The sequence below is a fragment of the Kitasatospora sp. NPDC059408 genome (assembly GCF_042751525.1).
In the GTDB taxonomy this organism is placed as follows: domain Bacteria; phylum Actinomycetota; class Actinomycetes; order Streptomycetales; family Streptomycetaceae; genus Kitasatospora.
In genome coordinates, this window is sequence record NZ_JBHYWI010000103.1 from 15494 (window position 1) to 27432 (window position 11939).

8 protein-coding genes are annotated in these 11939 nt (G+C 74.3%); all 8 read left to right on the plus strand.

From position 1 onward, the window contains the following. The first annotated feature begins 163 nt into the window (after nucleotides 1–163). The 8 genes from bldG to tmk all read left to right on the plus strand — a co-directional run bounded on the left by bldG (nucleotide 164) and on the right by tmk (nucleotide 11868). Nucleotides 164–505, plus strand: coding sequence for an anti-sigma factor antagonist BldG (gene bldG, locus ACFXDE_RS39035; RefSeq protein WP_049659132.1), 342 nt, complete (start codon nucleotides 164–166; stop codon nucleotides 503–505). 159 nt (nucleotides 506–664) lie between these two features. Continuing rightward, nucleotides 665–1084, plus strand: a complete 420-nt coding sequence (locus ACFXDE_RS39040) for an ATP-binding protein (RefSeq protein ID WP_380499071.1) — start codon at nucleotides 665–667, stop codon at nucleotides 1082–1084. Nucleotides 1085–1292: 208 nt separating this feature from the next. Continuing rightward, complete coding sequence (locus ACFXDE_RS39045) at nucleotides 1293–1661, plus strand: cyclophilin-like fold protein (RefSeq protein ID WP_380499072.1); 369 nt, start codon at nucleotides 1293–1295, stop codon at nucleotides 1659–1661. A 198-nt stretch (nucleotides 1662–1859) separates the two neighbouring features. Continuing rightward, nucleotides 1860–2630: a hypothetical protein gene (locus ACFXDE_RS39050; RefSeq protein WP_380499073.1), complete on the plus strand. Its 771-nt coding sequence runs from the start codon at nucleotides 1860–1862 to the stop codon at nucleotides 2628–2630. A gap of 81 nt (nucleotides 2631–2711) precedes the next feature. Then, a complete protein-coding gene (locus ACFXDE_RS39055) occupies nucleotides 2712–4244 on the plus strand; it encodes a methyltransferase (RefSeq protein ID WP_380499074.1) in 1533 nt (510 codons plus the stop codon). A 214-nt stretch (nucleotides 4245–4458) separates the two neighbouring features. After that, the gene (locus tag ACFXDE_RS39060) at nucleotides 4459–4917 is read left to right on the plus strand and encodes a DUF3592 domain-containing protein (protein WP_380499075.1); all 459 of its coding nucleotides are present in this window, start codon (nucleotides 4459–4461) and stop codon (nucleotides 4915–4917) included. Between the two features lie 367 nt (nucleotides 4918–5284). Continuing rightward, nucleotides 5285–8164 (plus strand): type I DNA topoisomerase, encoded by a 2880-nt coding sequence (topA, locus tag ACFXDE_RS39065; protein WP_380499076.1) that lies wholly within the window; start codon nucleotides 5285–5287, stop codon nucleotides 8162–8164. 260 nt (nucleotides 8165–8424) lie between these two features. Further along, nucleotides 8425–11868, plus strand: coding sequence for a dTMP kinase (gene tmk, locus ACFXDE_RS39070; RefSeq protein WP_380499077.1), 3444 nt, complete (start codon nucleotides 8425–8427; stop codon nucleotides 11866–11868). Nucleotides 11869–11939: the final 71 nt, after the last annotated feature.

Below are 11939 nucleotides of genomic sequence, written 5' to 3' on the forward strand. Positions count from 1 at the left end.
TCGCAGGTGGTTGAATGTGGCCGTGACGGCCGTATGGCCGTGGGTCGCAGCGCCGAGGCTTGCCACGCGTTGGCTGGGCGCGCCCGGGGCTCGCGACCATGCGGTGGCGGCCGTCCGGCCGAGGAACGCACATGACGTAGCAAGGCAAGGTGCTGGAGGTTCCGTGGACCTGTCCCTGTCGACCCGTTCAGTCGGCGATCGCACGGTCGTCGAGGTTGGCGGCGAGATCGATGTGTACACCGCCCCGAAGCTGCGGGAGCAGCTGGTCGAGCTCGTCAACGACGGCAAGTACCACCTCGTCGTCGACATGGAGGGCGTGGACTTCCTCGACTCGACCGGTCTGGGCGTACTGGTGGGCGGTCTGAAGCGGGTGCGTGCCCACGAGGGCTCGCTGCGCCTGGTCTGCAACCAGGAGCGCATCCTGAAGATCTTCCGCATCACCGGCCTGACCAAGGTCTTCCCGATCCACACCTCGGTGGACGACGCGGTCAACGCGACCGACTGATGCGGCCGGGCCGGTCCCTGGTGACCGGCCCGCCCGATCCACGCGGTCGGGACGGTCGGGGCGCCTCGCCCCGGTCGTCCCCGGCCGCACCGGGGCCGGTTCGGCCGGCCCGCAGGGGCCGCGGCGTCGGCCCCGGTCGGAGCACCCCGAGGGGGAGAGATGGCAACCGTCGAACTTCGATTCAGCGCGCTTCCCGAGCACGTCCGCACGGCCCGACTGGTCGCCGCGGCAGTCGCCAGACGGGCCGGCGTCGACGAGTCGGTGCTCGACGAGGTACGGCTCGCGGTCGGTGAGGCGTGCTCCCGCGCGGTCGGGCTGCACCAGCGCGGCGGCATCGGCGGCACCGTCAGGGTCGCGCTGACCGATCAGGAGAAGCGTTTCCTCATCGAGGTCGAGGACGAGGCGGGCCCGTCCGCCGTTCCGGCCTCCGGCGCGGCCGAGGGCGGCGATCCGGACGAGGACACCCTGGGCCTGGCGGTGATCACCGGCCTGGTCGAGGACCTGGAGGTCACCAACGGCGCGGACGGTGGCCTGATCCGGATGAGCTGGCCGGTTTCGGTCGACGCCCTCGCGGTCTGAGGACCGGGAGGACCGGACGGTCTCCGGCTTCGCCGGGCGGACCCCTGAGCCTGCGTGGCCGCAGTGCCGTGACGCCGTGCGTCCATTCCTCGGGATCCCGTTGACAAACTGTTGAATCCGGCGGTTCGCTGCTTCCGGCACGACCGGGTCCGATCGACGATCGACCATCCACGATCGACGATCGGACCTGTCGCGGAAGAGGACGACCATGCGGATACGCATTCTGTGGCCGGCCGGTCAGGCGACCGCCACCCTGCGGGCCACCCCCACCGCCGAGGCGCTCTGGGCCGAGCTGCCGATCGGCTCCTCGGCCAGCACCTGGGGCGAGGAGGTCTACTTCGGGACGCCGGTCAGCGTGCTGCGGGAGGACGACGCCGAACAGGTCGTCGAGCCGGGCACGGTGGCGTTCTGGACGGACGGCGACAGTCTCGCCCTGCCGTACGGGCCGACGCCGATCTCGCGCGGTGACGAGTGCCGGCTGGCCAGCCCCTGCAACATCCTCGGCGCGCTGGACGGCGACGCCCAGGTGCTGCGGACGGTCCGGCCGGGGGACCCGATCCGCGTCGAGCGCGCCTGAGTTCGGGCCGGTACGTACCGGGTCAGGGCCGGGTCAGGGCCGGGTGCGTACCGGGTTCGGGCTGAGCGAGGCCCGGGGCGCGCCCGGGGCGGGCCTTCGTCGGGTCCGAAGCCGGCCAGGGCGGCCGGGAACCGGGGAGCGGATCGGCGGCGTGTAGGTTCGACGACCGAAGACGACCGAACCGAAAGGCTTCTCCCGGTGAACAAGCGACTGCTGGCCGTACCCGCCCTCGGCGTGCTGCTCGCGTTCGGAGCCGTCGGCTGCGGCGACGACAACAGCAAGCAGCTGGAGTCCTGGGCGTCGAACGTCTGCGGCGCGGCCAAGGACCCGATCGCCCAGGCCCAGAGCGCGCTCGCCGACACCGGCCAGGTGAAGACCGGCGAGGCCCCGGCCGACCTGCAGAAGCGGCTCTCCGCCGACGTCGGGCGTCTCGCCAAGACCAACCAGGACATCGCGAAGGCGATCGACGCGGCGGGGGCGCCGAAGGTCGACGACGGCGCCAACCTGCAGAAGGACACCGTCGCCGAGCTGAACAAGGCGGCCGACGGCTACCTGGACGTCCAGAAGAAGCTGGACGCGCTGTCCAGCGCCGACCAGTCCAAGTTCGCGGACGGGCTGCGCAGCGTCGCCGACCAGGTGCAGCAGCTGGCCACGCTGTCCACCCAGGCGCAGGGCAAACTCCAGCGCGGCGACCTCGGTGCGGCCATGGCCAAGCAGGACGGCTGCAAGCCCTCCGCGGCCACCGCCGCCCCGAGCGCCGGGTCGGCCACCCCCGCCCCGAGCGGCGGCGGCACGGCCCCGGCGACGGCTCCGGGCACCGCCGCACCGACCGACGGCGCGACCGGTGCCCCCTCCGCCGCGCCCGGCGGCACCCCGGCCCCGTCCGCGACGGGCAGCGCCGGCCCGGCGGCCACGCCCGCCACCACGCCGGCCGCCGCCCCGTCCGCGCCCGCGCCCAGCGCGAGCTGACCCGCCGCACGCCCGAGGCACACCCGTCGCGCCCGGCCCGGGCACGGCGGGTGCGCCCGCGGCCCGGGGGACAATGGCGGGGTGATCAGTAGCCCCGTTCTCGACCCCACCCGCCTCGCCAAGCTGCGCGAGGCGCTGCTCGCCGCCTCGTTCACCGCCGACGGCTGCCTCGACCTGCTCGGGCCCACCGGCTACGCGGCGCTGGCCCGCAGCGAGGCGGTCCCGGCGCTGCGCGCGACCCGCGGCGACGGCCCGCTGGAGACGCTGGTCCGGCTGTTCCTGCTCCAGCAGCCGGTGCCCTACAAGGCGGCCGCGGCCGCGCTGCCGGTCGAGGACTGCCTCGCGGACGGCTGGCTGCGCCCGGACGGCGATCTGGTGCGTGCCACCGTGGACGTCCGCCCCTACGCCAACGAGGTCGCCGGGCTGCCCAGTTCGGACGCCTGGGTGGTCTCCGACCTGGGCTGCGCGGTGGGCGGCGCGGGCGGCATCGGCTCCGGCGAGACGGCGCACGGTGTGGCCCGAAGGGACCTGGTGCTCGGGGTCGGCGGCGCCTCCACGACGCTGGCCAACATCACCGTGCGCCGGCCCGTCCGCGCCGCGCTGGACCTCGGTTCGGGCTCCGGCGTGCAGGCGCTGCACGCGGCCCGGCACGCCCAGAAGGTGACCGCCACCGACCTCAACCCGCGCGCGCTGCGCTTCTCCGAGCTGACCCTGGCGCTGTCCGGTTTCGACAACACCGAGGCCGCCGCCGGGAGCCTCTTCGAGCCGGTCGGGGAGCGGAAGTTCGACCTGATCGTCTCCAACCCGCCGTTCGTGATCTCGCCGGCCGGCCGGTTCATCTACCGCGACGGCGGCATGGCCGGCGACGACCTGTGCCGCACCCTGGTCCGTTCCGCGGCTGCCCACCTGGAGCCGGGCGGCTACTGCCAGTTGCTGGCCAATTGGCAGCACGTCAAGGGCGAGGACTGGCACGAGCGGCTGGCCGGCTGGGTCGCGGGCACCGGGCTGGACGCCTGGATCGTCCAGCGCGAGGTCCAGGACGTCGCCCAGTACGCCGAGTTGTGGCTGCGCGACGGCGGCGACCACCGCGGTCCGGGCGGCGACTACCAGGCCCGTTACGGCGAGTGGCTGGACGCCTTCGAGGCGGGCCGGGTCGAGGGCATCGGCATGGGCTGGATCACCCTGCGGGCGAGCGGCGCCGAGCGTCCGACGGTCCGGGTGGAGGAGTGGCCGCACCCGGTGGAGCAGCCGCTCGGTCCGCACATCGAGGAGTGGTTCGACCGGCAGGACTTCCTGCGCTCGCACGACGACGCGGGCCTGCTCGCGGCCCGGTACGTGCTGGCCGACGGGGTCGTCCAGGAGCAGGTCGGCGCGCCCGGCGCGGAGGACCCGGAGCACGTGATCCTGCGTCACAACCGCGGCATGCGGCGGGCCACCAAGGTGGACACCGTCGGTGCGGGCTTCGTCGGCGTCTGCGACGGGACGCTGGCGGCGGGCGAGATCGTGGACGCCATCGCCCAGTTGCTCGGCGAGGACCGGGTCGTCCTGCGGGACCGCGTGCCGGAGTCGCTGCGGCTGCTGACCGAGCAGGGCTTCATCCGCCCCGTCGCCTGAGCCGAGGCCCCGGCGCCCACTGCCCGAGCGGGAGGGGCACCCGCCTGCCAGGACGGGACGGGCGCCTGCCTCCCGGACCGGGCGGGCGTCCGGTTCACCTCCCGGTAGCCCCCGGTTCGTCCGTCGGCCTCCCGACGGCCGTCCTGCGTTGGCCGCCCGCTGCGAGGCTCTGTCCACAGGCTGTGGACAGAGCTGGGGAGCCGGGGGGCGAGGGGTGGACAGGACGACGGCGGTCGTGGGCGGGCTGGTACTCGCCCTGTTCGGTGGCGCGCTGCTGCTCTGGTGCGCCGCCGAAGTGCGCCTTCGCCACCGGGTCCGCCGTCGGGGGGTGCCGGCCGAGGCCGTCGTGGTCGCCGAGGACGACGCGCGCGGCGAGCTCGACAGCGCGCCGCTGCTCGCCTTCTCGGCGCTGCCGTCGGTCGGCGGCCCCGGGCCGGGGCGGTGCGCCGAGCGGGTGCTCGCCCGTCCGCGCGGCCACACGCCACTGCGCCGTCCCGTCCGCTTCGCCCCCGGCACGTCCGTCCGGATCTGTTACGACCCGCGCCGCCCGGACCGGGTCGTGCTGGCGGCGGGGGAGATCAGCCGCCCGGCGGTGGCGGACCTGCTGTGGAGCGCGCTCGGCACCTGCTGCCTGGCGGCCGGGACGGGCCTGCTGGCGGCCGTCGTCGGCTGAATCCGCAGGGCCGCGGCCGGTTCGGTCGGCCGCCCCGGCGGACCGCACCATCCGGAGCCCCGCGCTCCGCGGATACTCCGTTGACAGATCTTGAAATCCGTCATTCCATCCTCCGGAACCCGCCGATGCCCCCCTCCACGGGGCGCGATGCTCCATCATCGGGTTACCGTTCGAGTGGCGTCGGTGGGCCTGGCAAGTGAAAACGCGGGATCCGTCCGTTTGACAAGGGTGGCCGGGGTACGGTCACACTCCGCTGGTGGGGTCGTCGTTCAGCGGCAGCCCCGGGACGGTGGAGGGGTCGGGCGGAGCGCAGCCCGTGCTGCCGGCGCCGACCAGCTCACATAACGACCGGGAGAGAAGAGCGAAGGTGTCCCCGAGCAGCGAGACCGCGCACGGACAGCGACTCGTCATTGTCGAGTCGCCGGCCAAGGCGAAGACGATCAAGGGCTACCTTGGCCCCGGCTACATCGTCGAGGCGAGCGTCGGGCACATCCGCGACCTGCCCAGCACCGCGGCCGAGGTGCCGGACAAGTACACCGGCGAGGTGCGCCGCCTCGGGGTGGACGTGGACCACGACTTCGCTCCCATCTACGTGGTCAACGCGGACAAGAAGTCCCAGGTCAGCAAGTTGAAGTCGCTGCTCGCGGAGTCCGACGAGCTCTTCCTCGCCACCGATGAGGACCGCGAGGGCGAGGCCATCGCGTGGCACCTCCAGCAGGTCCTGAAGCCCAAGGTGCCGGTGCACCGCATGGTGTTCCACGAGATCACCAAGACCGCGATCCAGGAGGCGGTGGCCAACCCGCGCGAGCTGAACCAGCGTCTGGTCGACGCCCAGGAGACCCGTCGCATCCTCGACCGCCTCTACGGCTTCGAGGTCTCGCCGGTGCTGTGGAAGAAGGTCATGCCGAAGCTCTCGGCCGGCCGCGTGCAGTCCGTCGCGACCCGCCTGGTGGTCGAGCGCGAGCGCGAGCGGATGGCCTTCCGCAGCGCGTCCTACTGGGACCTCGTCGGCACCTTCAGCACCGGCCGCACCCCGGCCGACGCGGCCAACCCGGAGACCTTCGGCGCCCGGCTGTCGAGCGTCGACGGCAAGCGGATCGCCAGCGGCCGCGACTTCGGTTCGGACGGCCGGCTTAAGGCCGGCAGCACCAACACGCTCCACCTGGACGAGCAGGCCGCTCGCCAGCTGGTCGTCGCCCTGGAGCGGACCTCGTTCGGCGTCCGCAGCGTCGAGTCCAAGCCCTACCGCCGCTCGCCGTACGCGCCGTTCCGCACCACCACGCTCCAGCAGGAGGCCAGCCGCAAGCTGGGCTTCGGCGCCAAGCGGACCATGCAGGTGGCCCAGAAGCTGTACGAGAACGGCTTCATCACCTATATGCGCACCGACTCGACCACGCTGTCGGACACCGCGATCTCCGCCGCCCGCGCCCAGGTCACCCAGCTGTACGGCGCCGACTACCTGCCGGACGCCCCGCGCACCTACGCCAGCAAGGTCAAGAACGCCCAGGAGGCGCACGAGGCCGTCCGCCCCTCCGGGGACCGCTTCCGCACCCCGGCCGAGACCGGCCTGAGCGGCGACGACTTCCGGCTGTACGAGCTGATCTGGATGCGCACCGTCGCCTCCCAGATGAAGGACGCGGTCGGCCAGTCCGTCACCGTCCGGGTCGGCGGCACCTCCGCCGACGGCCGGGACGTCGAGTTCTCCGCCTCCGGCAAGATCATCACCTTCCACGGCTTCCTCAAGGCCTACGTCGAGGGCGCGGACGACCCGAACGCCGAGCTCGACGACCGCGAGCGCAGGCTGCCGCAGGTCGTCCAGGGCGACCCGCTGGCCGCCGAGCAGCTCACCTCCGAGGGCCACGCGACCAAGCCGCCGGCGCGCTACACCGAGGCCTCGCTGGTCAAGGAGCTGGAGGACCGGGAGATCGGCCGCCCCTCCACGTACGCGTCGATCATCGACACGATCATCCAGCGCCGGTACGTCTTCAAGAAGGGGACGGCGCTGGTCCCCTCCTTCCTCTCCTTCGCCGTGGTCAACCTGCTGGAGAAGCACTTCGGCCGACTGGTCGACTACGACTTCACCGCGAAGATGGAGGACGACCTCGACCGGATCGCCGCCGGTGAGGCGCAGTCCGTGCCGTGGCTGAAGCGCTTCTACTTCGGCGAGGGCGAGGGCGTCGAGACCGGGCGCGCCGCCGACGCCGGCAACGGCGACGGCGACCACCTGGGCGGTCTCAAGGAGCTCGTCACCGACCTCGGTGCGATCGACGCCCGCGAGATCAGCTCGTTCCGGATCAGCGACGACATCACGCTGCGCGTCGGCCGCTACGGCCCGTACGTCGAGCGCGCCTCCGCCGTCGAGGGCGAGCCCGGCCAGCGCGCCGACATCCCGGACGACCTGCCGCCGGACGAGCTCACCGTCGAGCTGGCCGAGGAGCTGCTGGCCAAGCCCAGCGGTGACTTCGAGCTCGGCCAGGACCCCGTCAGCGGCAACATGCTGGTCGCCAAGGACGGCCGCTACGGCCCGTACGTGACCGAGATCCTGCCCGAGGGCACGCCGAAGACCGGCAAGAACGCGGTCAAGCCGCGCACCGCCTCGCTGTTCCAGACGATGTCGCTGGACACCGTCACCCTGGAGGACGCGCTGCGGCTGCTCTCGCTGCCGCGCGTGGTCGGGGCGGACGCCGAGGGCGTCGAGATCACCGCGCAGAACGGCCGCTACGGCCCGTACCTCAAGCGCGGCACCGACTCGCGCTCGCTCACGAGCGAGGACCAGCTCTTCACGATCACCCTCGACGAGGCGCTGGCGATCTACGCGCAGCCCAAGCAGCGCGGCCGGGCCGCCGCGGCCCCGCCGCTGCGCGAGCTCGGCACCGACCCGGTCAGCGAGCGCCCGGTCGTGGTCAAGGACGGCCGCTTCGGACCGTACGTGACGGACGGCGAGACCAACGCCACGCTCCGCAAGGACGACGACGTCGCCTCGATCACGCCGGAGCGCGGCTACGAGCTCCTCGCCGAGAAGCGGGCGCGCGGGCCGGTGAAGAAGACCGCGAAGAAGGCCCCGGCGAAGAAGGCGACCGCCACCAAGACGGCGGCCAAGAAGACCACCACGGCCGCCGCCAAGAAGACGGCCGCGAAGAAGACGGCGGCCAAGACCACCACGGCCGCGGCGAAGAAGACGGCGGCGAAGAAGACCACCGCGAGCAAGACCACCGCGAGCAAGACCACGGCCACCGACGAGGGCTGATCCTCCGACGGCGGCTCCCGGGCCCGTGCCCCCTTCACCGGGGGTGCGGGCCCGAGGCGTGTCCGGGGACTGCCGTCTGGGCCGTTCGGGGGAGGGGGCCGGGACCGTTCGCGGAGGGGGCGTGGGCCGTGCGAGGGCGGTGGCGGGGCCGTTCGGGGACGGCGGGTGTGTGTGCGGGGATCGTCACAACCCGGTGATGAGCCCGATCCGGAACGTCGTTCGTCTCTTTCCGGCCAACCCCCGACCGCTACGCTGACCGTATGACGAGCGAGGAGCAGCCCACCCCCAGCGCCGCCCCGGCCGCCAGAGCCGCCATGCCCGACCTGCCCGAGGTCGCGCCCGCCGGAACCCCGGTGGAGCGGGCCCGCGCGCTGCTGCGCACGCGGTCCTACCGGCGGTTGTGGACCAACCAGCTGATCGGCGGCACCGCCGACCGGCTCGGCCTGCTGGTGCTGCTCGCGCTCACCGTGATCGCGGCCGCCCTCGGCGGCGGGTTCGGCGAGCTGCCGCGCAGCCTGGCCTTCGCCGTCGCCGGGGTCTTCGCCGCCCGGCTGGCGGCCACCCTGATCGCCGGCGTCCTGCTGCTCGGACCGGTGCACCGGCTGGTCGCCGGCAAGCTGGACCGGCGCTGGACGCTGTTCGGCGCCGACGCTCTGCGCGCCCTGCTGATCGGCGTCGCGCCGTGGTGGATCGTGTGGCTCGGCTCCGGCCCGAAGCCGTCCGGCGCCGCCACGTACGTCCTGCTCGCCACCGTCTTCGTGACCGGCGCCGCCGAGCGCGTGTGGGCCGTCGCCAAGGACGCGGCCGTCCCCGGCCTGCTGCCGCCCGCCGACCCGTACGCCCCCCGCGCCGAGCAGCGGCCGTCCGCGGCCCACCTGGAGACCGTCCGGAGTGTCGACCGGTTCACCGGCTGGGTCTGCCTGCCGCTCGCCGCCGTCGGCCTGGTCGGCCTCACCCTGCTCAACAACATCTTCGCGGCGCTCGGCTCGGACTGGCTCCGGGCCCACCAGGTGACCTTCGCCGCCCTCGGCGCGGCCGGCCTGTTCACCGCCTCCGCCGTCCGCGGCTACCTCCAGCAGCTGGCCCTCGGCCCGGTCACCGCCGCCCCGTACTCACCGCTGCAGGGCCTGCGCGCCCCGACCGACGCCACCCCCGGCCCCGCCCTCAAGAAGGGCCGCACGGGCGGCGCCCCCTACTTCACCTTCGCCGTCGCCGCCGCCTACGCCTCGATGGCCGGCGTCGCCGCCCTCGCGCTGCTCACCGCCGTCGAGCACCGGGCCGGGCCGATCGGCTACGGCCTGCTCGTGCTCGCCGCCACCGGCGCGCCGGCCGCCGGCGTCCGGCTCACCCGGGCCACCCTGCCCGCCCTCTCCCGCCGCCGGCTGCTCGCGCTGGCGCTGATCACCGAGGGCGTGACCCTGATCCTGGCCGGGCTCGTGCTCGACTACGTCCTGGTCCTCCTGCTCACCGTGCTGGCCGGCCTCGCCGCCGGGATCGTCGTCTCGGCCGGGCGCACCCTGCTCGCCCAGGAGGTCGAGGAGGCCCGGCTGCCGAAGGTCACCGAGCACCTGTACGCGGTGCTGCGGGCCGTCGTCGGCGCCGCGGTGGTCGCCGTCCCGCTGATCGCAGGCGCCTACGGCGACGTCGAGTACGGCACGGTCGAGCCCGGCTCGTTCACCTTCATCCACGGCGGCGCGGCCCTCGCCGTCGCCACCGCCGGCCTGCTCACCCTGGTGCTGGCCGCCGTCGTGCTGGTCAAGACCGACGACCGGCGCGGCACCGCCCCGTTCGGCCGTGACCTGGTCGACGCCGTGCGCGGCGGCAGCGGCCCGGCGGCGCACCGCACCACCGGCACCGGTTTCTTCATCGCCCTGGAGGGCGGCGACGGCGCCGGCAAGTCCACCCAGGCCCAGGCGCTCGCCGAATGGATCCGCGGCAAGGGCCACGAGGTCGTGCTGACCCGCGAGCCCGGTGGCAGCCCGGTCGGGCAGCGGCTGCGCGGCCTCGTCCTGGACGTCGGCAACACCGGCCTCTCCCACCGGGCCGAGGCCCTGATCTACGCGGCCGACCGCGCCGAGCACGTCGAGAACGTCATCCGTCCCGCCCTCGCGCGCGGCGCCGTCGTCATCACCGACCGGTACATGGACTCCTCCATCGCCTACCAGGGCGCCGGGCGCGACCTCGCCGCGACCGAGGTCGCCCGGATCTCCCGCTGGGCCACCGGCGGTCTGGTGCCCGACCTGACCGTCGTCCTCGACGTCGACCCGACCAAGGCCCGGGAGCGCTTCACCGAGGCGCTGGACCGGCTGGAGTCCGAGCCGACCGAGTTCCACCAGCGGGTCCGGGCCGGTTTCCTCGCCCTCGCGGCGGCCGACCCGGCGCGCTACCTGGTCGTCGACGGCAGCCAGGCACCCGGCTTCGTCACCACCGCGATCCGCCACCGGCTCGACCGTGAGCTGCCCCTCTCCGAGAAGGAGAAGGCCGCCCGCGCCGAGCAGGAGCGGCTCGCGCGGGAGGAGGCCGAACGGCGCGCCGCCGAGGAGGCCCGCAAGAAGGCCGAGGCGGAGGCCGCCGAGCGCAAGCGGCAGGAGCTCCTGGAGCAGCTGCGGGCCGAGCAGGCGGAGAAGGAACGGCTGGCCAAGGAGGAGGCCGAGCGGGTCGCCGCCGAGGCCCGCCGCAAGGCCGAGGAGGAGGCGCGGCGCCGCGCCGAGGAGGAAGCCCGCCGACGGGCCGAGGAAGAGGCGCGCCGCAAGGCCGAGGAGGAGGCCCGGCTCGCCGCCGAGGCCGCCGAGCGCAAGCGGCTCGCCGCCGAGGCGGCCGCGCAGGCGGAACTCCAGCGGCAGCGGGAGCTCCAGCGCGAGGAGCAGCGCCGCCGTGCGGAGGAGGCGCTGCAGCGCGCCGAGGAGGCCCGGCTGGCCCAGGCGGCCGCGCTCGCTGCGGCTGCGGAGGCCGCTGCTGCGGCTTCCGCTGCGGCCGAGACGGCGGCGGGGCGTGCGGAGGACGCGGCTACCACTCAGCTGCGGGCGCCGAAGGGCTTGGGTGCTCAGGGTTCGGGTGCTCAGGGTTCGGGTGCTCGGGGTTCGGCCGAGGAGGTCGACGAGACCACCCGTGAGCTGTCCTTGCGGGATCGGCAGTCGGCTGCGGAGCAGACTGCGAAGCTTCCGGCGGTTCCGGCTGCTCCGCCCGCTCCGGCTGCTCCGCCTGTTCCGCCCGTTTCGGCGGACCAGACCGCTGTGCTGCCCCGGGTGTCGGGCGGCCCCGCCGCGGCGGACGAGACAGCCGTGCTGCCGAAGGTGCCGGCCGACGAGACCGACCGGACCGCAGTGCTGCCCGGGGTCGCGCCCGGCCGGGCCGAGGACCGGGTTCCCCCGGGTCTGTGGCGCGAGGAGCCCGCGGACACCACCCGCGAGCTTCCGGTGGTCGGCGAGGGGCAGGCCCCGACCGACGCCGCAGAGCCGCGCCGGCGGCCGGACTGGGCCGAGGAGACGCCGATGGACGACCTCCCGAGCCTCACCGACACGCTGCTCGGCTCGCGCGACGAGTGGTCCCGCTGGGAGCACGGCGGCGGGCCCGGCCAGGACCCGCAGGTTCCGCAGGTTCCGCGTGGTGGCGCGGGAGCGGGCGCGGGCGCTGGCACCGGTTCCGAGGGCGATGGTGACGACCAGGGCAAGGGCAAGGGGCGCCGCTGGGGGCGCCGGAGCTGATCCTGCGCTGCGGGTTCCGCTGCGCGGGGCTTGGGGGGTCGTGGGCTTTCGGGTGGGTGGGGGGTGCCGGG